This is a genomic window from Psychrobacter sp. Ps7 (assembly GCF_022129225.1).
Lineage (GTDB): Bacteria > Pseudomonadota > Gammaproteobacteria > Pseudomonadales > Moraxellaceae > Psychrobacter > Psychrobacter immobilis_A.
Genome location: NZ_JADQAH010000010.1, coordinates 73,337 through 98,830, shown reverse-complemented (window position 1 = coordinate 98,830; position 25,494 = coordinate 73,337). Strand labels below are relative to the sequence as shown.

Sequence of the window (25,494 nt, the reverse complement as noted above, 5' to 3'; positions counted from 1 at the left end):
TATTCGCCGGTGTTGTTAATTTCGAGCTTGGTTTATGACTTTTGCAAGAGGTCTATTGTAGAAAAAAATGGTCTTAAGTCTTATGATTAACGATAAAGTGCTATGGCAACACTCTATTAAAATTCATAAAGCATTCATTACCATCAGGATCCGCACACCACTGCATTTGGTTGCCGTCGTGGTTTAAAAACGCAATCAACGCTTCGTCAGTTTGGTCGATTTGGTTACCTGAACAATCTACTTCATTGTTGTCATAGACTGTTTTTAGCGCAATAATGGGCAGCCCTTCTTCGCGGTGCGTGATTAGGTAACGACCATATGTCCACTCTTTGCCACTCACTGCCCACATCTCATTATCGGCCGCAAAATTGTATAGCTCGCGGCACTGGCTTGCTTTTTTGGCAGAGACCTTTAACTGGTTGTTGGTATTTGGCTTAATATTAAGGACGCGCTTTTCACTTTGCACAAGGACACCGCCTTCTGTACCAGCAGTTACTTCTGGCTCATCACTTTTTGTCTGTTTCAGCTCTTTTGCTACAGCTTGTCTGGCTTTGGCTTCTTTGGTCATCGTGATACTACTGTCTAAGTCGATTTCCCATTGTCCTGCGATAGCTGGGCTGATATGAGTGGTAATAGTCGGTTTAGTGACCACTTCGCCATTTACTGGCAATGACGCCAAAATAGCAGCCAATGAAAATGAAGCAAGTGAGATAGGTTCCATAATTAACCTTTTGTTTATAATAATATAATAATATGAGTTATGTACATTAGCGTAAGTCTTAGACATCAAAAACACAAGTAACATTATGCTATTAGTCGCGATGCTTTAGCCAACTGCAAGATAGGCGATAATCATAAATGTCTACTTTCTACATATAGACTGTCGTTTTTCATGCAAAAAATAACGCCATCGCTTTACTTGCTAAAGACAAGAAGCGACAGCGTTATAGCGACAAGTTATCAAAACGATCATAAAGACATTAAGCAGTGATAGTACTAACTGCTTGAGCAAACGCTGATAAGGCGCCTTTAAGCATCGCTGATACAGTACTGCTGCAAGTGCCAATACCAGAATAAACCTCCCCATCAACATTCAACTGAATGTAAGCAGCGGCATTGGCATTGGTTTTGTTGTCATTATTGGTATCATCATCGATGCCATCACCGCTATTGTGCTGTGGATTGATGGCATGCTCAGCGTAATTAATAACATGGATAGATTTACCAGTGTGCTGGGCAAGTCCGTCTATAAACGATGATAATGGACCATTACCAGTGCCATCAATATTAATGATGTCCCCATTCATTTGTACTTGACCAGTAAAGTAGACTTCACCGCCTTTATTATTGACCGTATAATCTAATAGCTCAAAACTGCCTTGCTGTAGATACGTGTCTTCAAAGGTTTGTAAGATTTCATCATTCTGCAATTCGCGAGCAGCTGATTCAGCTTGCTTCTGTACCACGCCGCTGAAGTCAATTTGCATCCAGCGCGGCAAATTAAAGCCATAGTTGCGCTGCAAGATATAAGCCACACCGCCTTTACCAGACTGGCTATTGATACGTACCACATCCTGATAACTACGACCGATATGCGCCGGATCAATTGGCAAGTAAGCCACATCCCAAACGTTATCCGTCTCGTTTTGATGCTTTTCGTTATAATCGAGAGATTTTTTGATGGCATCTTGATGCGAGCCACTAAAGGCCGTAAAGACCAATTCGCCGACGTATGGATGACGCGGATGTAAGGGCAAATTGTTACATTCGCTGACCACTTGTACAATTTCGCTCATGTTACTAAAATCAAGCTCTGGATCGATACCTTGACTAAACAAGTTCATCGCCATGACCATGATATCCATATTACCCGTACGCTCACCGTTACCCAATAGCGTACCTTCGATACGATCGGCGCCCGCTAATACCCCAAGCTCTGCTGCTGCAACCGCACAGCCACGGTCATTATGCGTATGCAAGCTGATAATGACATGCTCACGCTGGGCAAGATGACGGCAGAAATATTCGACTTGGTCGGCAAAAACATTGGGCATAGACGCTTCAACCGTCGCTGGCAAGTTTAAAATTACTTCCTGCCCTTGTTGTGGTTGCCACACATCACAGACCGCATCACAGACTTCTACAGCATATTCAGTTTCCGTTTGACTAAAGCTCTCTGGTGAATACTGGAATACCCACTCTGTTTCTGGGTATTTAGCCGCATATTCAACCAATAATTTAGCACCAGTAACAGCAATTTCTTTGATTTCAGCTTTATCTTTACCGTAGACCTTTTCACGTTGTACACGGCACGTTGAATTATAAACATGGACAATCGCACGCTTCGCGCCTTTCAATGACTCAAACGTACGGGCGATCAAATGCTCACGAGCCTGTACCAATACCTGCAAAGTCACATCGTCTGGGACGTGATTTTCTTCGATAAGTTTACGAGCAAAATCAAACTCAACCTGCGCCGCTGATGGAAAGCCAATTTCAATTTCTTTAAAACCAACCTCAACCAACGTTTTAAAAAAACGCATTTTTTGTTCGATCGTCATCGGGTCAATCAGTGCTTGATTGCCATCACGCAGATCCACACTTGCCCAAATTGGTGACTTTTCAATCGTTTTGCTCGGCCAAGTACGATCTGACAGCGATGGCGCAAAAGCAAATGGACGATACTTTTTATAATCAAAAGCGGCATTTTTGGGTGTAATCTTTGCAGTCGTTGAAGCTACAGTGCGTTTGGCTTGGTCAGACATAATCAATCCTTAGATGATATGGGAATTTATGTTTTTAGCTGGACGGCTGGTGATTAGATCAATGTTTATCATACGAGATAACCAATGTTTATACCATAATAATATCAGAGTTTATGCAATAGAAATCAGCTTTCTTTGATAATATATGGCGCTATTTTAGTGAAAAAATACAATTTAATCAGTATAATTAGCTGAATTCACTAATAAAGCAACAGATCATGCCAAACAGTCATCTGGATAGTCCATATTTAGCCGATATTGATGAGATCGATCGACAGCTCTTGCGCGTATTGCAAACTCAGGCACGTATGAGTATCACCGAGCTTGCCGAACGCGTCAACCTGTCAGCCACGCCTTGTGCACGCCGTATTAAACGCTTAGAAGATGCTGGTATTATCACGGGTTATCACACCAAAACAGATGCGCAAAAACTTGGCTACCCGCTCGCCGTCTTTATCGCGATTAGCATGGATCGCCATACGGCTGAGCGCTTTGAACAATTTGAGCATAAGATTCAGAGCTTTGATGAAGTCATTAGCTGTAGCATTGTCACGGGTCGTACAGAAGACTACCTTATCAAGGTAAGGGTACGCGATATGGCACATTATGAGGAGTTTTTATTACATAGGCTCAATCGTATCGAAGGTGTCGCTCAAGTACATACCAGTTTTGAGTTGCGAGAAATATTTAATCGTAGTGTGGTTTAAATAGTAGTCGGTGGCTGTCGACGAAACAATAGCAATAGCACCAGTCCAACCATCAATCCAGCGGCGGCAACGAGTAACCCTGCATTGAAATTGTCGTCCTGCCCTGCCAATGCTACCGTCACCAATGGTCCCAAAAACTGACCCAATGCATAAGCCAAAGTTGCCAATCCTATCAGCAAATTTGAGTAATCAGGATTGATGTTTTTAATCAAAGTGAGCGTCATCGACACCATCCCCACAAAGGTCAAACCTAAAATAGCAGCATTGCCGTACAAACCAATAGCGCCGTCGAACCATATGGGCAGGCACATCCCAAATGCTTGTAATATCGTTAAGCCTATTAACGTTTTAATTTCACCAATTCGCTTGGCAAGTGCGCCCCACAGTGGATTTGATAACATCGCAAACACACCAACGACTAGCCAAATGAGCAATCCAGCATACGTCTGCGTCGTGAGGCGCTGTGCTGCCATGACTGGCAAAAAAGTCGCAGAGGTAATATAACCAAAGCCCGCCAGTACATAGCTCGCTGACAGCAAAGCAATAGCCTTACGATGACCAGCAATGGCCTCATACAAAGCGCGCTTAAAGCTCAAATAGGTTTGATGCACTGACACGTGCTGTGTAGGATCAGTCCGCAGCAAGTCGGAACCGTGTGCTTGTCTTGGTTTTACCGCATAGAGTAGCCATACCAGAGGTAAGCTTGTAAAGCCTGCTACCAACCAAATGACATCAAAATGATAGCCTAATACTAACAACCACCACGTCAGTATGGCAGAGGCACTGATGCCCACACCAATACCTGCGTAGTGTACTGCCGACAGTACAGAACGGCGTTCAGGACTTAAGCTTTGAATAACAAACGATGAGCTTAAAATCATCGCTACCCCGCTTGCAATACCTGCGATTAGACGAATGAGATACCATAGAGTTAATGACATATCGGGTACGACAAGTAGCATCGTTGTGACGACACTTATAATTGCCCACAGTGTCAGCGCTTGCCACGTCGAGCGCTGAGGCACAAACATGGCGATGAGGGCACCGATAAAATAACCGATGTAATTGATAGAGGCAAGCCAGCCTGCAATCGTCGTTGAAATCGACAGTTGCACCATAATATCGGGCAAGGTAGCAGTAAAGAGGAAGCGTCCATAGCCCATGACGACTGCCATGCAGTACATACCGATACAGGCAATGGCAGCTTCATTGGTAATATGAGGAAAAGCACGGCTTTTGAGAGCAGTCATCATGACAGAGCCATTTTTGCGGCAATTAGCACACAATCCTTTGTGTTAGAGCATTCAAGAGCAGCGGCAGATTAATAATCAAACATACAAGCGAAAACTACGATACGTTTACTGTTGGTGGCATGGTCACATCTGTCTCTGTGTGTCCTAGCATTTGTACGCGTTGATCACTAAACATATCCATATCAGGTGCCAGCGTACGCATAAAGCGATCAAAATACAGCATCTGTTTGGTCAATAAAGCAAAGTCACGTGGGAAATGTATGCCATGGCGCTTACCGACCTCTACAATCTCAAGCATCATTTTATTTAGCTCATCGGCTTGTTCTTTACTATTAAAAGGCACACCACTGGTAAAGGATTTGTCCTCCGCCATAATAGTCTTCATCATACGCTGCAAATCATTACCCAACGCCACTACATCGACTTTATTGCCACCATGGGTCATTTCCATATCAATCATATGGCGCGCCATCGCTTGATAGTCACTGTCCTGCATGGCTTGCATCATACCCATGCACGCACGCCAACTCTCAGCTTTTAGCTTACCGACAATACCAAAATCCAAGAAGCCAATACGACCATCGGTTAATAGCATCAAATTGCCCGCGTGCAGGTCAGCATGAAAACTGTTGCACAGCATGAGACTGGCAAACCACGTATTCAAGGTATCCGCCATGACTTGCGCAGGATCAGCACAATACTGACGCATGAGCGACTCATCTACCATAGATACGCCGTACAAGCGGCTCATAGTTAGTACACGCTTGGTCGTCAGCTCTTCATATACGTTGGGTGCTACCACGCGCGTATTGCCTGATACGGCTAAGAACTGCTGAAAATCGCGGCTGTTTTGTGCCTCAGCGATAAAGTCCGTCTCGGCAAGCATACGCAGGCGAATCTCATCGATAATCGGCGCAATACTGGCAAACTTCATCGACGGCATCAGAATCTCAAGTAATTTAGTCACCCCATGCAATACGCCCAAATCGGTTTGCATAATGGTCTCGACGTCAGGCTTTTGTACCTTTAATACGACTTCATCGCCATTATGCAACCGTGCCGCATGCACTTGCGCAATAGAGGCTGATGCTAGTGGCTTTGAGTCGATATGGGCGAACTTATCAGCGAGCGTCATGCCATCAACCGCCAACTCTTCTTTCAATACCTGCTCGATATAAGCATAAGACAGTGGCGTGGTCTGATCCAAACAGCTCTGGAAAGCTTTTACATATTCGCGTGGAAACAGTGACGGCGTACTGGCGATAAACTGACCAATCTTGATATAAGTCGTGCCCAACTGCTCAAACGTTTCTTTTAATAATGTGGCATCAGGCTTTTCACCTTTTGCCACTCTCAGCGCAGATAAACCTGCCACGCTGGCTGTTTGGCGAACACGGTTCATAACATTGAAGGTATGCTTTAATAAATGCGGACGATGAATTTTCATAAAAAAACAACTATGGTCATAAGAAAGGTTTTTGAGAATAGGTGATTACAAGTAATGACAAGCAACACAACCACTAATGAACAATCACTAATGACTACTACAGACAGGACACGCGGCATCTTGGCGATAGCCCATCAGCCGTTGCTGCATCTGGCTACCATCCCATATTAATAGCTTATTTGTCAGTGGATTTTTGGTTAATCCCAAATACTGCAGGGCAGCATTCGCTTGCAAATTACCCATGATAGCAGTGGTACTCGCTAGCACACCTGAGTTGGCACACGTACGCTCATCAGCCGCTGCATCAAGTACTACCGAACCAAACACGCAGTGATAACAACCAGTGTTTAGTTGCGGCTCAAATAGCGCCAACTGACCTTGCATCGCAATTGCTGAGGCAGATAATAGCGGGATTTGATAGCGCACGCTAATACGATTGATGACATCACGCGTAGCAAAATTGTCGGTGCAATCTAAAAGTAAGTCAGGCTTGCCTGTCGCCATATCGAGCAATTCATAAGCATTGTCTTCGCTTAATCTTGCAACTGTACCGCGAGCGGTGATTAAAGGGTTAATACGCTCTAACATGTGCGCCGCTGTTAGCGCCTTAGTTTGACCGATATCCTCAGGTAAAAAAAGCGTCTGGCGCTGCAAGTTGCTGGCTTCAATGATGTCATCATCTATCAGATGAATTTGCCCAAGTCCTGCACGCACCAGCGTCTCAGAAGCAGGACAACCAAGCCCGCCTGCCCCTATCATGACCACACGAGCTGATTTTAAGCGTAGTTGAGCGTCAATATCCCAACCGTCTAATAATATCTGCCTTGCATAACGCAGCAGCTCTTCATCCAACAACTGCCCTTCATATGATGTGTGCGCCATATTTATTACCAATAACCTATTATTAAAGAAGTCTATTAACAAAAATCTGATGACTTAATTTGACCCAGCGTAACACGATCATTACCACCATAATCTTGTACTGTACGCACAGATTCAAAGTCACTGTCTACAAACAACTTGCGAGCGGCATCACCTTGGTCAAAACCATGTTCGATAGCCAGTAGCCCACCGACACGCAAGTATTTCGGTGCCTGTCCTACGATATTCTCTATATCGGCAAGCCCATGATTGGGGGCACTTAAGGCACTAATAGGCTCGGCTACAAGGCGTGCCAAATGCTCATCTTCCTCATCGATATAAGGAGGGTTAGAAACAATCACATCAAATAATAGCTCGCCATGACTGGGCAGCTCGTCATACCAACTGCCTTGTATAAACTCAATATCAGCAACATCATTGATAGCTGCATTGTGCTGAGCAACCTTGAGCGCTGCTGGCGACATATCCACCGCAACGACTTGCCAGCTTTCTGCGTTACTGTCTGAACGCTGCGTATTTAACTCGTGAGCGAGACTAATCGCAATACAGCCTGAACCTGTCCCTAAATCCAGTAACCGTTTTGGGCTGCTGACACTGTTTGGCTGATATTTTATCCAAGTTAATACTTGCTCAATCAGTATCTCAGTATCAGGTCGCGGAATTAAAGTGTGCTCATTGACCCTAAATTTTAACGACCAGAACTCTTGCTGACCAGTCAAATACGCAAGTGGCATTCCTTGCTGCATCTTAATCACACCTGCATTGAATTGCTCAAATTCACTATCAGTTAATTGATAACCTTCATCCATCATTAAGAATATCGCAGGCTTATCGATGACATATAATAGCCAATCGGTGAGCCAAAATGGCGGTAGCTTGCTATTTGCAGCCTCATTCGTCAACTGCTGAATGTACTGCTTGATTTGACGAATGGTCGATGCTGTCATAAGTAGCTCTTAAAAATATTATGAATCAATGAGAATAAAATACTGCTTAGCTTAATTTGACGCGCGGGGTGGTTCTTTGGTATCGGTCAGGTTTGGATTCGCCTTGGTTAACTTATCACGGCTTCCATTACCGCCGCTTCCATCATTATTGTCATCGCCATAAATATCATCGTTATCACCAATGACGATATGCTTATCGACAAAGTAAATCAGCGCCAGAATCGGGATACCAATCGCAAAGGTAAAGATAAAGAAAAATGGATAGCCCATATTATCGACGATAGCACCTGAATAACCACCCATCACCTTGGGAATGAGCGTCATTAATGAAGAGAAAATCGCATACTGCACTGCCGTAAAACGAATAGACGTTAGAGCAGATAAGAAAGCAATAAACACGGCACTCGCCAGCCCTGCTGCCAAGTTATCAAATATGACCGCAACATACATAAACGGCAAACTGCCTGGGTTGTAAGTTAGTAGTACAAACAACAAATTGGTCGCACACGCAAGAATTGCGCCAATCATCATGGCATGCATCATACGGAAACGCTGTGCCAATAGCCCACCTAAGAACCCACCTGCAATCGCCATAATCACGCCGACGAGTTTCACTGCATTGGCAATATCTGTTTTACTAAAGCCCATGTCTTGATAAAAAACGTTGGAAATAACGCCTGCCACGATGTCTGAAATTCGATATAGCCCAATGAGCGTCAATAATAAAAATGCCTTTTTGCCATAGCGTCTAAAAAAGTCCAAGATCGGCTCGACCCAAGTTGCCATGGCTACTTCTTTTTTCACCAACCCTACTTGTACCAATGCATAACCTGCTACTATCGCTACACCCAAGCTTATCAGCAGATGCAATGTTTCAACAAAGAAGCTGGAGAATGCTCCTTCAAACTCTGGCAGTACTGGCCCCATCAATATATAAGCGGCGATAAAAGCGATCACAGAAAATACAAACAATGCTACTAATCTCACGTAGTCTTCGCGAGTTTCGGCAACCAATGGCGCTTTATTAATAATTTTTGGTTGATTGATGATCAAATACAACAGCAGCAACGGTGCGCAAGCGACCAATGCCAAAAAATAAAACTTAATCGCTGGCATGACCATTAACGGTATCATCGCCAATGTGCTATCGAACACTGTATTAATCAAAATATTGATCAGATAAATAATGCCAAAAATCAGACCTGGGATAAGCAATAAAGCAGAATAAATAAGAAATATTTTTAAGTTACCCTTTTGCTTTTTACTTTGCAACGTTTCAGCCGTTGGCTCATAGCTGGCGAACGTGGTTAATACCCCTAATGTCATGACACCTGCCATAATGTAGTAAGTATTTCGCCATGCCTCATAACTATAAAAAGTCTCATTCGAGCCAAAAAAATCTGCCAAATATAACGCGCCTGCCCCCGCAACGATCATGCCGATACGATAACCCGACACATAAATAGAGGATAGAATTGACTGCATCGATGGCGGCGCAAGCTCGATGCGGTAAGCATCAATCACGATATCTTGGGTGGCAGAAGAAAAGCCAAGCAAAACCGCAGCGCCTGCCATGTAGACTAAAACGTCTTCACTAACTGGATTAACATTTGCCATCAAAAAGATAGCCAATATGATAAGCATCTGTGATACCACCATCCAACTGCGACGACGACCCAACCATTTGGTCAAAAATGGCACAGGAAGCGCATCGATTAATGGCGCCCAAATAAATTTAAACGAATAACCCAGTGCCGCCCAGCTAAACATGGTCACAACACTACGATCAATGCCTGCCTCTCTAAGCCAAAGTGATAAACTTGAAAAAATAAGCAGTATAGGAATACCCGCTGAAAAGCCCAAAAACAACATGATAATGACACGAGGGTCTAAATAAGCCTTTGCAGCCTCTCCCCATGATTTTTTGACAGCTGATTGATTGGGTGGCACAGATTTGACAGCAGACATAATCGCTCACTAGCACTTAAGAAAAAGAACACAACCGCGCACAATTTTTATCAATCATTAGCATCATCTATCGGTAACTGACACTGATAAATAGCACTGATAAACGGGATCGATAAAAATTGCTTAACGTTGCACAAATACAGCCATTACAACAAAATTGAATTATGGTACTTGAGAACGCTGACCTTGACTAGACATTCTAACGATATTTTTGCATTAACCTTTCTTTCTACTGGTTAATAAAACCTAGCTGATAGACTAGGGTTTGCTTTCATATTGAGCATGGGTATAAAAATAAGGAAAATATCGCATTTTGCATCATAACCGTTTTATATAAACCCCTTTCTCTTGTGATTAGCCAATCATTATCCTGATAAGTTATTAATAATTAATGCTTTAACAACCAGAAATTATTACTAAATCCTTACTTTTATATATTTAAAAAATATAATTTTATTAGGTATGCCATTTATTTTATAAAACAATATGTTTGTATAAATTGCTTCCCTAAATCAATTATTATTCTATATGCTAGAGATGACAAATAATTTTTGCAAACAATAGTAAATAACACCCTCGATTGCCATTTATCTGATTACTGCCTAGGAGCCACATGATGACTAACTCAAACTCAACATCAGATGCTGCAAGTAACACCACTTATGATAAAGGAGATGGTCATGGACCAACCATTCATAGTGAAAATGTAGATACTTCGCACGAGCCACAACGTCCAAGCATGGGTGGCTGTCCTGTCATGCACCAAGCGCATACTACGAACGCCTCGGCAGCAACCGACTGGTGGCCGAATAGCTTAAACTTAGATATCTTGCATCAGCAGGATCACAAAACCAATCCAATGGATCCTGACTTTGATTATGCAGAAGCCTTTAAGCAATTAGATTTAGAAGCCGTCAAGCAAGATTTAAAAAATCTAATGACTGAGTCACAAGCATGGTGGCCAGCAGATTGGGGTCATTATGGTGGGTTGATGATTCGTATGGCTTGGCATTCTGCTGGTACTTATCGGCGCTCTGACGGCCGCGGTGGTTCTAACACTGGTAATCAACGCTTTGCGCCATTAAACAGTTGGCCGGACAATGTCAACTTGGACAAAGCACGTCGTCTATTATGGCCAATCAAGAAAAAATATGGTAACAAACTTTCCTGGGCAGATTTGATGATACTAGCGGGTAATATGGCTTATGAATCTATGGGCTTTAAAACGTTAGGTTTCGCTGGTGGACGTACCGATATTTGGCATCCAGAAAAGGATATCTATTGGGGTTCCGAGCGTGAATGGCTGGCGGCTACCAAAAATCGTTATGAAGATGATAATCAGCGTGAATCACTAGAAAACCCTTTAGCAGCGGTACAGATGGGCTTGATTTATGTCAACCCTGAAGGCGTCGACGGCAACCCCGATCCTATTAAAACGGCACAAGATATTCGTACTACTTTTGCTCGTATGTCAATGAATGATGAAGAAACGGTCGCCTTGACGGCTGGTGGTCACACGGTTGGTAAATGTCATGGTAATGGTGACGCTACCTTATTAGAAGATGAGCCAGAAGCGGCTGATATCAAAGAGCAAGGTCTAGGTTGGCGCAACCCTAAAGGTACAGGCAATGCTGGCGACACCGTCTCAAGTGGTATCGAGGGCGCATGGACCACGCATCCAACCCAATGGGATTATGAATATTTCGAGTTATTGCTAAATCATGAGTGGGCACTGACTAAGAGTCCTGCTGGTGCTTGGCAGTGGGAACCTATCGATATCAAGGAAGAGGATCGTCCTTTAGATGCACATGATCCAAGTGTACGCCGCAACCCAATCATGACCGATGCTGATATGGCAATGATTAAAGACCCTGCTTACCGTAAAATTTCAGAGAACTTTCATCAAAATCCAGAATATTTCGATGAAGTATTTGCAAAAGCTTGGTTTAAGCTTACCCATCGTGATTTGGGGCCAAAATCTCGCTATTTAGGGGCGGATGTGCCAAGCGAGGACTTCACTTGGCAGGATCCAATTCCACAAGGCAATGTTAATCTGAGCGCTGATGATATTGCGATCTTAAAAGCACAGATACTAGGCAGTGGTATCGACCATCGCGAATTTATTATTACCGCTTGGGATAGCGCTCGTACATTCCGCGCCTCAGACTATCGCGGCGGCGCCAATGGTGCACGCATTCGTTTAGCCCCGCAAAAAGACTGGCTAGGTAATGAGCCTGAGCAATTGGCTCGCGTACTTGAGGCGCTCACTGCCATCCAGACGAACTTTGATAAAGACGTCAGCATCGCGGATTTAGTGGTACTCGCTGGTAACACCGCCATTGAAAAAGCAGCAGCTAATGCAGGTGTTCAAATTGAAGTGCCATTCGATGCGGGTCGTGGCGATGCGAGCGATGAGATGACTGACACAGAGAGCTTCTCTGATTTAGAGCCACGACATGATGGCTACCGTAATTGGATCAAAAGCAGCTATGCCATATCACCTGAAGAGATGCTATTAGATCGTACTCAGCTGATGGGCTTGACTGCACCCGAAATGGTCATTCTAATCGGTGGTATGCGTGTCTTGGATACCAACTACGCTCAGAGCCAACAAGGGGTCTTTACTGAGCGTGCTGGGACACTTAGCAATGACTTCTTTGTGAACTTGACAGACATGAGCTATTCTTGGCATCCCGTTAAGACAGACAATAATGACGCCTCTGCTCTCTATGAAGTACGTGAGCGTGCTACTGGCAATGTAAAATGGCAAGCCAGCCGCGTAGACCTAGTGTTTGGCTCAAACTCCATACTACGCGCTTACGCTGAACTTTACGCACAAGACGATAACCTAGAGAAATTCGTTCATGACTTTGTAACTGCTTGGAATAAAGTCATGAATGCGGATCGTTTTCGCTAAAACCCACTGAAATAGATACGCCTTTGTCTTAAAAAAGCCCTCTTTAATCGAGGGTTTTTTTATTGTAATGGTTTACTTCTAGCAAAGGACAAACGACTTATCCTATATTCCAAATAAATATAAATAGATAACCATTAAGTATATACAAGAATAAACACTTTGTTTTACACTACCTGCTTACTGCATATTTGTACATTTTCACTTTTGTATACAGACAGGGTTTGTATATTTATACAATAGGATTTAGTTATGGCAATCGACGTAGTGGTCAATCAGCGGCATTTACAGATTCAGCTCAAGCAGTTGGAGACAGTATGGCATACGGTGATTAATGGCTATAACTTAAGTCAGGCGGCGACCGTACTGCACACCAGTCAATCTAGCCTATCAAAACATATTGCGGCACTTGAAAATCAGCTCAAAACGGAAGTATTCGTCCGTCAAGGCAAACGCCTAACGGGTCTTACGACCATGGGCACAGCACTAATGCCGCATATCGAATCTATCTTCGCCGAAATCCGTACGATTGAAAACCTAAGTCTCGATTTTAATAATCCGAATATTGGCACGCTGACGATTGCCACCACTCACACGCAAGCGCGATATGTATTGCCGCAAGTCGTCAAAGAGTTTAAAGAGCGTTTCCCCAAAGTCAATCTAATATTACAACAAGCGGATCCAGAGACCATCGCGCAGATGGTCATTCGCGGGCAGGCAGACATTGGCATTGCAACAGAGTCTTTACTTCATAACAATTATTTACGCTGCTATCGCTATTATGACTGGACGCATCGCGTCATTGTCCCAAGCGATCACGAACTGGCCAATCACGAGTCTGTGGATTTGCCGACCCTCGCCAGCTATCCGATTGTGACCTATCACGGTGGCTTTACGGGGCGCGGTGCGATTGACAAAACTTTTGAAGAAGCAGGATTGGAGCCAGATATCGTGCTAGCAGCACTCGATGCTGATGTAATCAGTACTTACGTAGGTCTGGGCTTGGGTATCGGTATTATCGCAGAGATGGCGTTTGAACCGAGTCACTATCAAAATTTAACTGCGATACCTGTAGATCACTTTGGGCGCTTTACCAGTTGGATGGCGGTACGTGATGATGCAGAAATTCGTCAGTATGGTCGGGCATTTATGGAACTGTGTCAAAAACAATTTAGCCAGTAAAGAACCATTAATTCATATTTTTACTAAACGTCAATGGCATCGTTATCAACAGATAATGATGCCATTTTCTATTCTCATTTCTACTCAAAATCGACTGGCGCGCATGTGATTGTTATAACTCTACCCCATTATTAAGATTTGTTATCGTCTTAATTTCTGACCTTTATATTCAATAGAACCGCCCCATTATATGAACTATTGAGCGAATAGTTATAACAATATTGAATTAGCACTAGATTCTTGAGGTGCTGGTTTATCATTGCTGTCGCTAGTCTCTTTCATAACTAGAATCAAATACCAATATAACCATATAACCATGTCGCTGAAAGGCGGCATCATAAAAACAGGTGATTTATGAGTAACGCTATCCCCTTATCCTTTTTAGATCTCGCACCCGTGCCTGAAGGTAAAACCATCGCTGAAGGCATTGCCCAAACGGTTGAAACAGCACAGCAAGCAGAAAAAGTTGGCTTAAACCGTTATTGGATGGCAGAGCATCACAATATGCCAGGCATTGCCAGTGCAGCGACGTCGGTACTACTAGCGCATATCGGCAGCCAAACCAAGCATATACGTATTGGTGCTGGTGGTGTGATGCTTCCGAACCATGCACCGCTCGTCATCGCTGAGCAATTCGGCACTTTGCAGGCATTATATGGTGATCGCGTAGATTTAGGGCTGGGTCGTGCGCCAGGTACTGATGGCGCAACCTTTCAGGCACTACGCCGTCAGATGCAAGATGCTGATCGCTTTCCGCAAGACGTCCAAGAATTGATGTACTTTTTAGGGAACGGTACAGATAATAGCCCAGTACAGGCATTTCCTGGGGCAAAGTCAAACGTTCCTATCTGGATATTAGGCTCTTCTCTTTTTGGGGCTACGTTAGCGGCGCATCTAGGACTTCCTTATGTGTTTGCCTCACACTTTGCACCGCAAATGCTTGGGCAAGCGATTACAGCTTATCGTGAACAGTTCAGACCATCAGCCTATTTAGATAAGCCTTATGTCATGCTGGCAGCCAATTTATTACTCGCCGATGACGATGCTACTGCACAGTATCATTTTACCTCTGCGCAGCAAAGTTTCGTACGCTTGCGCCGTGGTGAAACAGGTCAAATGCCGAAACCTACTCACGATATGGACAGTATCTGGAGCCCTGCTGAAAAAATGATGGTGGATAGCGCATTGTCAGTGTCATTCATCGGTTCTGTGAAAACTGTCAAGCCGAGACTGGCGGCATTCCTTGCTCAGTATCAGCCAGACGAGCTGATTGTGACGGCTAACGTTTACGATCAGGCAGCGCGCATGCGTTCACTGGAACTTACACCTGAGTTAAATTTATTTACTTTACAATGAAATCAGACACTTGCATAATTATTGATAAACCTTAGCTGGATGTTTGACATGGATGCAACTCCTATTATCGGTGCCTCACTACTTATCGGCTCATCAATATTCATGTACATTGTTGCCTTTCTGGCGGTGATGGCTGTCGGTGGTTATTTGACCTATCGCACCAGTCCAAAACGTAAGCAGCGGCGCGAAGACAAACGTAATAAAGACAATCCAAATTAATAACCGTTCTAAAAATATGCTAGGGACGTATTAATTTAACGTTTAAAGCAATATAAAAAACCCTCTTTCTTATTTAGAAAGAGGGCTTTTTTTGGCTTGCTACATAAGAAAAACACAGCAATCTTTACGTACGGTCACTATAAATGGCATTACCATTCAACTGACGAGCCAAGATTTTTTTGTGCGGCTTGTTGTGCGACATATAGAGCGACTGCTGCATCAAAACTGGCTGCACCAACCGATTTAAATAACGTAACACCATTATTAGACTTAGCGGTTTTTTCTTGTAGCGCCCCTGTGACTAGCGCTTGTAAGTCACCACTCAGATCGTCCCATGTCCATGCACAATCGACATTATCGTGAGCTTGGATTAAATCACCCGCTTCATGACGACTGCCAACCAAATCATCGACAACGACCATGCGACTGTTTGCAATGACATCATTGCTTATCTCTTTCATTGAAGGCTGATAGGCGCCGACTGCGTTGATGTGTACATTAGATTTAATATGGTTGAGATCAAACAAGCCTTCTGTTGCGCGGGTTGCGACGTTGATAACATCTGCATTACGGATAGCATCATTGATATTTTCGCAAACCGTTATAGTAACGTCCCATTGCGGATAATCACGAGTAAATTTCACTTTGAAAGTCTCAGCGCCTTCCCTGCTTCTATTCCATAAATATACTGTTTTAATCTCAGGACGTACTGTCATTACCGCATGTAATTGCTCATAAGCCATGCCACCACAACCGACCACCGCCACACTTTGACAGTCAGCGCTTGCCATATATTTGGTCGCAATACCTGACAATGCTGCCGTACGCACTTGGGTAATATAAACCCCATCCATAATTGCCAATATCTCACCAGTATCATTGTTTGACACGGTAATAATCGCCGTTGTGGTTGGTAAATTTCGGCTCGGATTATCAGGACAAATGGTGACCAATTTTACGGCTGTATACTCGTTCTTACCATCATACATCGTGGCTGGCATGGATAAATGCGAACCTAAGCTATGGGCGTCATCTTCACTAAAAGTTTCAATGACCAAACGTTCAGGCGCTTTGATCCAATTGGGATGCGCTGCCTGTTGATGCAACAATGCTTCTATCGCCCCAATGGCAGATTGCATATTGAGATGTTCGGTCACGATTGCTTTGTTTAGTAATTGCAATTTGAGTACTCCTATTTATAGATTTATTATTAGAACATGTTTTATCACGCCAAACGGCTACTACATTAATCCTGACCCGCGTAATATTGCCGCACCAATCGCCATTCCAAACATACCTACGACGGTGGTAAAAGCCAAAATATTAGCAGCTAACACATCATTGCCACCCATGGCTTTTGCCATTACATAGCTGGCGGCGGCTGTTGGTGAAGCTGCCATCAAAAACAACACACCCATATGCACACCTGATAGACCAAATCCGAGTCCAATAGCGATGGCAATCAATGGCGCAACAATAATACGTCCGATACTCGCCTGCATGGATAGCCCTGAAGGGTGCAACATCGACTTCAAATCAATACTGGCACCGGCGCAAATCAATGCTAAGGGCAATGCCACTGCCGCCAGTAAATCACCAGTCGTATGAATCACACCTGTAATAGGCGGCAGTGGTGATGCCTTATAAGCAAATGCTGCTACCAATGCGATAATCAGTGGGTTAGTAAATAGTTTTTTAATAATCATGGTACTGCGACTGAGCCAAGTATCATCCACACTTTTGGACACACGGCTGAGAGTGATAACCGCTAAGATATTAAACAGTATCGTCACCACACCCATATAGACAGCGCCGATACTTAAGCCACGTTCTCCGTAGGCATTAGCAACCGTTGCCAGTCCAATAATAGCCATATTACTCCGAAATATCCCTTGTACAAACACCCCTTGATCAGCCGGTTTGCTCACAAAATATTTGGCGTAAATCTCTGCACCTATAAACAAGATGAATGTCACCAGAATACCAGCCACTATCAGCGTGATTTGTTTGCTGTAATCGACATCACTATCAACGACGCTAAAAAAAAGCAAACAGGGTAAACAGTAATTAAAGACAAAGCTCGATGCTTGATCAATAAAAGTCTGGCTCGCCTCACCGCGTCTCTGCATAAAAAAACCCAACCACATTAAGGCAAGGTTGGGCAAGACAATGGTAATAGCAAAGACAATAGCATCAATCATAAATAGGCTCAGTTCGTTGACAAGCCCATCATGATATGGACATCAGCGAGATAAATTGACAAGTAATCATTAAGTTTTCTAACCTAGTATAGAGACAAAATAGCAAGTAAGACAAGCGCCTGCTCTATTTTCTTTTAACAGCGGCTGTATTTTTAACAAACAAAAGCCCATAACGATATATCGCTATGGGCTTTTGTTATACTAGTTATACTACTATTACGAATCTAGCGCGGCCTTCGCTTTTTTCTGTTTCTTCACTGTCATGGCTAGCAATTGAACGGCCGCAGGCGTCACACCGCTCACGCGTCCAGCTTGGGCAAGCGTCGCAGGACGTACTTGTGTCAATTTCTGTACAATCTCATTTGATAAGCCTGATACCATACTATAATCAAAGTCCAGTGGCAGCGCTGTATTTTCTAGGCGCTTCATCTGATCAATGTCTTCTTGCTGACGGTCAATATAGCCTGCGTATTTGACAGAAATCTCTATCTGCTCACCCACTTGCGCATCGACTTGCGAATCAGTGATGGCAGCGATATCAGCAAAATGAATCTGCGGACGCTTGAGCAAATCAAAAGCAGTTGATTCTTTTGACAGCACCTCGCCCGTTTGCTCTGTGACTTTTTTGCCTAGCGCGTTAGCAGGGGTTGCCCACATATCTTTGAGACGTGAGGTCTCTGTGGCAATTGCTTCCATTTTTTGTTGGTAAGCCTGCCAGCGCACATCATCTACAAGACCAAGCTTGCGACCTGTTTCAGTTAGACGTTGATCGGCATTGTCTTCACGTAATAATAGACGATATTCTGCGCGGCTCGTAAACATACGATATGGCTCAGTCGTACCATGGGTAATCAAATCGTCAACCAACACGCCAAGATAGGCTTCATCACGGCGCGGTGTCCACACGTCAAACTCGCTGTTATTAGTAGTGACTAGCGCCGCATTAGTACCTGCTAGCAAACCCTGTACGCCAGCCTCTTCGTAGCCAGTCGTACCGTTAATCTGACCAGCAAAGTACAAGCGATCGATGGACTTAGTCTCTAGCGTTGGTTTTAGGTTCTGCGGATCGAAATAATCATACTCAATCGCGTAGCCTGGACGGGTGATATGCGCGTTTTCTAAGCCTTTCATACTATGAATAAACTCTAATTGCACATCAAACGGCAAACTGGTTGAGATACCATTTGGATATAGCTCATGTGTCGTCAGACCTTCAGGCTCGATAAATATCTGATGGCTGTCTTTATCCGCAAAACGATGAATCTTGTCTTCGATTGACGGACAATAACGTGGACCCACGCCTTCGATTTTGCCAGAGAACATCGGCGAACGGTCTAAATTCTCACGGATGATGTCATGCGTGCGCGCATTGGTATGGGTGATATAGCAGTTGACCTGCTCAGGATGCATAGACACGTCACCCATATAACTCATAACAGGTAGCGGCGTGTCACCCGGCTGTACGGTCATCACACTAAAGTCAACGCTACGCGCATCAATACGTGCGGGCGTACCTGTTTTCAAACGCCCGACTGGTAGCTTAAGCTCACGTAAACGATCTGCCAACTTGATAGAAGGTTGATCACCTGCGCGACCACCATTTGAGTTCTCTAAACCGATATGAATCACCCCGCCCAAGAAGGTTCCTGAGGTCAGTACCACCGTTTGCGTATTAAAGATAATACCCGTTGCAGTAACCACTGCCGTCGCACGACCATTTTCGACTAAGATATCATCAGCTGCTTGTTGAAATATATCAAGATTTGGCTGATTCTCAAGCGTATGGCGAATAGCGGCTTTATATAAAATACGATCTGCTTGCGCACGCGTGGCACGAACCGCCGCGCCTTTACGGCTGTTTAACACGCGAAACTGGATACCGGCTTTGTCTGTTGCTAGCGCCATTGCACCGCCAAGCGCATCAATCTCACGTACCAGATGGGATTTGCCGATACCACCAATTGCTGGATTACAACTCATCTGCCCGAGCGTCTCAATATTATGTGTCAACAGCAAGGTCTGCGCGCCCATACGTGCGGCTGCCAAAGCAGCTTCTGTGCCAGCGTGACCACCACCGATCACTACCACGTCGTAATTTTTTGGGTATTGCATATACGCCTCACTTGACTCATAACGCCGCTTTTAGCCAAAAACTATTATTACCAGAATTTTATGGCTAAATAGCATGGTCATCAGCAAATAAACGTCAGTCGGATTTAAAAAGTTAACGACTTGGAAAAGCCGCTAGATATTGGATTGCTAACCCATCATTATAACAATTTTTTGATGCTTAAAAAATGCCGCAGTAGAAACTATTTACATTAAGTGTTAAGCATCACTGTTAAACTTAGTAACTAGTAACTTAATAACTAGCGCCTAGTTACCAGGGCTCAGCGGTACGATTTGATCTGATTGACCACTGCTCAGCATATGCTGACTGCCATAACCTTCTGGATTGATCTGCAAATAAGCATTCATCAAGCCAATGGCATCGCCATCATTACTGGCCAGAACTTGCTCTTTAATCATGTCCACTGGCGGTAGCAGCAAGTTTTTTAGCAATGCCAAACGCTGGTGGTTATCACCTTTATTAACGACCATCTCGATAAGTTGACGCGCATCGATGGGTAAATCTGGCGTATTCTGTGCCAATAATGCCAAATGATAAGCGCCCGCAGAATCTTGATCCGCAACGATACGCTGCTCAATCGCAATATAAGTGGCTTCTGTTGCGCCGCCTGCCACGCTAAGCTGATGAATACATTTCAGGGCTGAATATGGCTCATTGCCAGCAATTTCAATGATGCGCGTGGATTCATTTTTTAAATGCTCACGGCGTTTTTCGATTGCCGCTTGCTCAGTAGCTTCTTTTTGCACGTTCTGCTGTTCTGTTGCTTGATTATTCATAAAGCTCTCTCACTCGTATGATAATTATTATCTATATCGCTGATATCTTGCACACTATATGGGGGTAAATTCGATAAAAACAACGAAGCCTAAAGACACTAAAGCGTAAAGATAATAAAAAACCCAAATAGCCATTAACTGACCATTTGGGTTTACTGTGCTTTATCTTATCAAGTTTATTTGAATATCAAAGACATCCAAAGCATACTCTCAAGTATTAAGCAGCAGGGCTGTTTGCTTCAACCAATGGCTTAAGCTCGCCTGATTGATACATTTGTAAAATGATGTCTGATCCGCCCATCAATTCGCCATCAATCCACAACTGTGGAAAAGTCGGCCAATTGGCGACTTTAGGTAACGTCGCACGGATTTCTGGGTTTTCTAAAATATTTACAAACGCAAATGGACGACCGATTTGAGTAAGCACTTCAATCGATTTAGCAGAAAAGCCACACTGCGGAAATTGCGGCGTGCCTTTCATATAAATAATAACTTTATTGTCACGGATTTGATCACGGATCAATTGTTCAACGTCGTTTGCAGCAGTATTTGGGGTTTGCTCACTCATAAAAGCTCCTATTGATAAAGCGGTTCATTGAAAACAGTGATTGATATTACAAAATGATTGAGAAAAGAGATGGCTGATACATGGGGCAAGCGCCACGGTATTACAAGTACAACTCTATAGACTATATATAAAATCTGCGCGCAACTGACCAAGTCAATATGACTCGGAGTGCTCAAGCAGCGATGACACCCGATCCAAGCTATCTAGATTCGACAACATTAGGGACTAATAATACCACGGCATTGGCCATAATGCCCTCTTGCCGACCAGTAAAGCCTAACTTTTCAGTGGTGGTGGCTTTAACGCTGATATTATTGACCGCCGTCTGCAAATCACTGGCAATATTATCACGCATGGCTTGACTGTGCGGTGCCAGCTTTGGACGCTCACACATCACAGTGATATCAGCATTGCCTAGACTATAACCAGCCTCTTGCACTTTACTGTAGACATAACGTAGCAGCACCCGCGAGTCCAACCCTGCATGGGCGGCATCTGTATCAGGAAAATGCTGACCGATATCGCCAAACGCCAATGCGCCAAGCAGTGCATCAGCAAGCGCATGCAGCACCACATCTCCATCAGAGTGTGCCAGCAAACTGTGCGTGTGTTCAATAGGCACACCTGCTAGCACCACATATTGCTGCTGCTGACCATTATTATGAAAAGCGTGAACATCGATACCTTGACCAATTTTTATCATTATTATTCCAAGATGAGTGAAACGTGATTAAAATAATTCAAAACCACTATCTAAATTTCTAAAGCGATTTTACCAATGCCTAGACACCATCGGTCGCCACCAGTTTCAATTAACTGGTATAATATGACGTTTATTTTATCATAATACCAGATCCAAAAGATAAGCTGACGTCGTTCTGCTGAGACTACCTATTGTAGCAATGGCATAATTTTTGGTGTCAATATCTATTTTGGAGAACGTACAAATAGTTGAGCCGCTTTATGTCAGCCATACAAGATACCTCAAGCATAGCCGTTTCTGAGTCTTTTACGATTCATCGTCCATTAACACTTGCCGATATCGAAAATCCTAGCGCCAAACACGTGATTGTCGGTATGTCAGGTGGTGTTGATTCTTCTGTATCAGCCGTTTTACTTCAACAAGCAGGCTTTAAAGTCGAAGGTCTGTTTATGAAGAACTGGGAAGAAGATGACGGCACCGAATACTGTACGGCAATGGACGATCTAGCGGATGCACAAGCGGTATGTGACAAAATCGGTATGAAGCTACATACAGCCAATTTTGCCATGGAATATTGGGATCGCGTCTTTGAGCATTTTTTAGCGGAATATAAAGCGGGTCGTACGCCCAATCCAGATATTTTGTGCAACAAAGAAATCAAGTTTAAAGCATTTTTAGACTATGCTTTGACGCTGGGTGCAGATTATATCGCCACCGGTCACTACACGCGCCGTAGTATGAACTATACGAATGCTAATGGCACTGAGGTTGCGCAGCTATTACGCGGGCTTGATAACAATAAAGACCAAAGTTACTTTTTGCATGCGGTTGGCGGCGATAAAATCGCTAAGACACTGTTCCCAGTCGGTGAGCTTGAAAAACCAGTGGTTCGTCAAATCGCTGAAGAACATGATCTTATTACTGCCAATAAAAAAGATTCAACCGGTATTTGCTTTATTGGTGAGCGCCGCTTTAAAGACTTTTTACAACAGTACTTGCCGGCACAAAAAGGCGATATCGTCACTGACGATGGTCACATTATCGGTCAACACGATGGTTTAATGTATTATACGTTAGGTCAGCGCGGTGGTATTGGCATTGGCGGTGTCAAAGATCGCCCAGAAGAGCCTTGGTTCGTATTGGCAAAAGACTTGGACAACAACCGTTTGATCGTTGGACAAGGTCATGAGCATCCCATGATGCTGAGTAATGAGCTGCAAGCTTATAAGCTCGATTGGGTCGATGGTTTACCGCCTGCAGATATATTTAGCGAAGACGGCTTACGTTGTATGGCAAAATCGCGCTACCGTCAGCCAGACCAAGCGTGCCGAGTGTTTGCTCTTGATGATAAAGGTTTAGAAGTACGAGTGATATTTGATGCGCCGCAACGGGCAGTGACGCCAGGTCAATCAGCAGTATTTTATATCGATGAGGTTTGTTTGGGCGGCGGTGTCATTGCCTCTATTGATGCGCCTTGTGGGATTTGACATCTCATTTAACGTTAATTAATACAATGATTTGTCTTTTTTTAGGATACTGAATGACCGCTCGCCTTTTCGCCTTGCTGAATATCTCATTTTCTTGTTCGATATGGCTGAAGAGAGGTCTTACGCTTACTTTCATTGCTGCGTCATTTAATTTGCAGGCTGCACCAACAAAGATGGGTAGTATCACGGTTACCAGCTCTGATGCTTCGGCTGGTACTGCTTCTGGCACATATGTAGCAGCAGGTTCTGGTGCTACCGGTAGTTTTACTTTAGTTCGCAATGAAAATATTGGTTATAACAGTAATGCTGAGATAACACCATCTAGTGGTACGCGTACCAACGGTATTGAGATCAGGAATGATTCTAATACTAGTATTGATAAAGATAAGTTTAAGTACACTTTTACTATTACGCCTAATGATAACGCCTCTATACATACCATAAAAATTGGTCAAGCCAGCTATTCAATGGGTGGTAACTCAGAAATTGCACGTCAAACATTAAGTTTTACTCAAAATAGTCAAATCAGTATACCTGCGCAAGCCACTATCAAAAACAACCCAGATGTCCCCTATTACTATAATGCAATGGGCGACTACTTTATGGGCAGCAAAGTCAATAGTACCCAGCTGAATTCACAAAATGCTGTGTTCAACCCGCAGCTGCGTACCGATAGCTCAAATGTGAATGGTAGTGGTTTATTTTATTATAATATTACTAATCTAGCGGGTGCTACTGGTAGCCAAAATCCATATAGTCCTACCTTGAATACGAATAAACAAGTAAGCCTCAGTTCAAATAACGGAGTTTTACCACCGACGCCAACTTTTGAAAATATTATTAAAAGTATCAATAATGGCAGCACGTATTCTGCACTCTCATCTAATACCGCTATTTCCAATGGCGGTACTTATGTCAGTTATGGCATCGAAAACAGTCAAAGCAATTATGTTGTCGCGGTAAGAAATTCGAAAGCCGTGACTTTGACCTATGAAGGGATTATGAATGGTAATATCGGCATTGCGCGTAACGTAATCGGTGAAACCTATAACGAATGGATCAGCTTTGGAGTAGAAAGTGAACCGTTCAATTATGTCTTTTCAGGCACTGTATTCAATGATAATGGCGGTATAAACGATAGCGACATCAATGTCAAAAAAGATAACGCTACGATAGACAGCGGTATATATAACAATACCAACTTCTTCAATGGTACTTTTGACTCTGCTGAAAGTGGTATTGCAGGTAGCACAGTCAAACTGGTTGACTGTACTACTAATACTCCTCTTGAAACTATCAATATTCCTACTAATATTGTCGGTAGATATGAGATTAAAATACCTATCGCTTCTCTATCTGGCAAAAGTACTGTCTGCCTGATTGAAGAAAATAGTGGTAGCACTTATCCCATTCGTACTACTAATGAAAAAACTGTTATTTCCTTGACTACTAACAAGTATAACTATGAAAATAATAACTTTGGCAGAGTGATTGATAAAAATTCAGCTTTAGTCCTTGAAAAAGAACAAGCACTTAACGATTGCAAAATCGCCTCATTGTTACCAAATCTAGAAAACAAGCTTGCCTATAGTAAAGCTGCCCTATCTGAAGTAACTCCAGGACAATGTATTGCCTACAAAATTACTGCGACCAATCGAGCCAACCTTAGTATCAATCACTTTGTTCTACAAGATGTCTTGCAAGAAAAAAATGTGAATGGCGCGATAGTGACGTCAAAACTTGCGAATCCAATCCATCAAGCAAGCGAATATGCCACAGACAGCGTCGCTATCGGCAATAACGGTACTGTCAAAACGGTAACCTCAATTTTAGATCCAAGGACAAAACGTAGTTTTTACTTTAATACTAAGTATGGCACGACATACTCTAATACACCCGATACCCCTTAATAATAGCGTTATATGCATATTTTGATTTTATCAACGGCTACATTTGCTACACTACCCGTATTTTTTTGACCACAGTCT

Annotated in this window: 20 protein-coding genes; 7 read left to right on the top strand and 13 right to left on the bottom strand. The window is 43.4% G+C overall.

What is annotated here, in order from left to right; all coding sequences use genetic code 11:
• Positions 1-100: 100 nt before the first annotated feature.
• Positions 101-721, bottom strand: coding sequence for a hypothetical protein (locus I3257_RS05675; protein ID WP_201559819.1), 621 nt, complete (start codon positions 719-721; stop codon positions 101-103).
• A 259-nt stretch (positions 722-980) separates the two neighbouring features.
• Positions 981-2,765, bottom strand: a complete 1,785-nt coding sequence (leuA, locus tag I3257_RS05670; RefSeq protein WP_201559818.1) for a 2-isopropylmalate synthase — start codon at positions 2,763-2,765, stop codon at positions 981-983.
• A gap of 218 nt (positions 2,766-2,983) precedes the next feature.
• Between leuA and I3257_RS05665 the strand changes: the two genes are divergently transcribed.
• On the top strand, positions 2,984-3,472 hold the full coding sequence (locus tag I3257_RS05665) for an Lrp/AsnC family transcriptional regulator (RefSeq protein ID WP_238049074.1): 489 nt from the start codon (positions 2,984-2,986) through the stop codon (positions 3,470-3,472).
• Here I3257_RS05665 and I3257_RS05660 read toward each other — a convergent pair.
• The 5 genes from I3257_RS05660 to I3257_RS05640 all read right to left on the bottom strand — a co-directional run bounded on the left by I3257_RS05660 (position 3,469) and on the right by I3257_RS05640 (position 9,969).
• Positions 3,469-4,725 carry a YbfB/YjiJ family MFS transporter gene (locus I3257_RS05660; protein WP_238049073.1) on the bottom strand — a complete coding sequence of 419 codons (1,257 nt, stop codon included), beginning with the start codon at positions 4,723-4,725 and terminating at the stop codon, positions 3,469-3,471. The two genes, I3257_RS05665 and I3257_RS05660, sit on opposite strands and share 4 nt — an antisense overlap.
• 94 nt (positions 4,726-4,819) lie before the next feature.
• A complete protein-coding gene (locus tag I3257_RS05655) occupies positions 4,820-6,172 on the bottom strand; it encodes an AarF/ABC1/UbiB kinase family protein (protein ID WP_238049072.1) in 1,353 nt (450 codons plus the stop codon).
• A gap of 87 nt (positions 6,173-6,259) precedes the next feature.
• Positions 6,260-7,054, bottom strand: coding sequence for a HesA/MoeB/ThiF family protein (locus I3257_RS05650; RefSeq protein WP_238049071.1), 795 nt, complete (start codon positions 7,052-7,054; stop codon positions 6,260-6,262).
• Between the two features lie 35 nt (positions 7,055-7,089).
• Positions 7,090-8,001, bottom strand: coding sequence for a peptide chain release factor N(5)-glutamine methyltransferase (gene prmC, locus I3257_RS05645; protein WP_238049070.1), 912 nt, complete (start codon positions 7,999-8,001; stop codon positions 7,090-7,092).
• A 51-nt stretch (positions 8,002-8,052) separates the two neighbouring features.
• Complete coding sequence (locus I3257_RS05640) at positions 8,053-9,969, bottom strand: MFS transporter (protein ID WP_238049069.1); 1,917 nt, start codon at positions 9,967-9,969, stop codon at positions 8,053-8,055.
• Positions 9,970-10,708: 739 nt separating this feature from the next.
• Here I3257_RS05640 and katG point away from each other — a divergent pair.
• From katG to I3257_RS05620, 4 genes are all read left to right on the top strand, one after another.
• A complete protein-coding gene (katG, locus tag I3257_RS05635) occupies positions 10,709-12,886 on the top strand; it encodes a catalase/peroxidase HPI (RefSeq protein ID WP_238049077.1) in 2,178 nt (725 codons plus the stop codon).
• A 249-nt stretch (positions 12,887-13,135) separates the two neighbouring features.
• Positions 13,136-14,065: a LysR substrate-binding domain-containing protein gene (locus I3257_RS05630; RefSeq protein WP_045446223.1), complete on the top strand. Its 930-nt coding sequence runs from the start codon at positions 13,136-13,138 to the stop codon at positions 14,063-14,065.
• Between the two features lie 354 nt (positions 14,066-14,419).
• On the top strand, positions 14,420-15,421 hold the full coding sequence (locus I3257_RS05625; protein ID WP_238049068.1) for an LLM class flavin-dependent oxidoreductase: 1,002 nt from the start codon (positions 14,420-14,422) through the stop codon (positions 15,419-15,421).
• Positions 15,422-15,469: 48 nt separating this feature from the next.
• A complete protein-coding gene (locus I3257_RS05620; RefSeq protein WP_157908376.1) occupies positions 15,470-15,640 on the top strand; it encodes a hypothetical protein in 171 nt (56 codons plus the stop codon).
• 149 nt (positions 15,641-15,789) lie between these two features.
• On the opposite strand, the gene I3257_RS05615 is transcribed toward I3257_RS05620, so the two are convergent.
• The 6 genes from I3257_RS05615 to ispF form a co-directional block, all read right to left on the bottom strand.
• Positions 15,790-16,821, bottom strand: coding sequence for an ornithine cyclodeaminase family protein (locus tag I3257_RS05615; RefSeq protein ID WP_238049067.1), 1,032 nt, complete (start codon positions 16,819-16,821; stop codon positions 15,790-15,792).
• Positions 16,822-16,881: 60 nt separating this feature from the next.
• Entirely contained in the window at positions 16,882-17,841 is a 960-nt protein-coding gene (locus I3257_RS05610; RefSeq protein ID WP_201559811.1) for an AEC family transporter, read from the bottom strand.
• Positions 17,842-18,057: 216 nt separating this feature from the next.
• Positions 18,058-19,953: a tRNA uridine-5-carboxymethylaminomethyl(34) synthesis enzyme MnmG gene (gene mnmG / locus I3257_RS05605; protein ID WP_238049066.1), complete on the bottom strand. Its 1,896-nt coding sequence runs from the start codon at positions 19,951-19,953 to the stop codon at positions 18,058-18,060.
• 264 nt (positions 19,954-20,217) lie between these two features.
• Complete coding sequence (locus I3257_RS05600) at positions 20,218-20,748, bottom strand: hypothetical protein (RefSeq protein ID WP_238049065.1); 531 nt, start codon at positions 20,746-20,748, stop codon at positions 20,218-20,220.
• 217 nt (positions 20,749-20,965) lie between these two features.
• Positions 20,966-21,316, bottom strand: coding sequence for a Grx4 family monothiol glutaredoxin (gene grxD, locus I3257_RS05595; protein WP_045446215.1), 351 nt, complete (start codon positions 21,314-21,316; stop codon positions 20,966-20,968).
• Between the two features lie 199 nt (positions 21,317-21,515).
• Entirely contained in the window at positions 21,516-22,019 is a 504-nt protein-coding gene (gene ispF / locus I3257_RS05590) for a 2-C-methyl-D-erythritol 2,4-cyclodiphosphate synthase (protein ID WP_238049064.1), read from the bottom strand.
• Between the two features lie 260 nt (positions 22,020-22,279).
• On the opposite strand from ispF, the gene mnmA reads away from it, so the two are divergent.
• Both mnmA and I3257_RS05580 read left to right on the top strand, forming a co-directional pair.
• Positions 22,280-23,506, top strand: coding sequence for a tRNA 2-thiouridine(34) synthase MnmA (mnmA, locus tag I3257_RS05585; RefSeq protein WP_269135327.1), 1,227 nt, complete (start codon positions 22,280-22,282; stop codon positions 23,504-23,506).
• A gap of 53 nt (positions 23,507-23,559) precedes the next feature.
• Complete coding sequence (locus tag I3257_RS05580) at positions 23,560-25,416, top strand: hypothetical protein (protein WP_238049063.1); 1,857 nt, start codon at positions 23,560-23,562, stop codon at positions 25,414-25,416.
• The last annotated feature ends 78 nt before the right edge of the window (positions 25,417-25,494 follow it).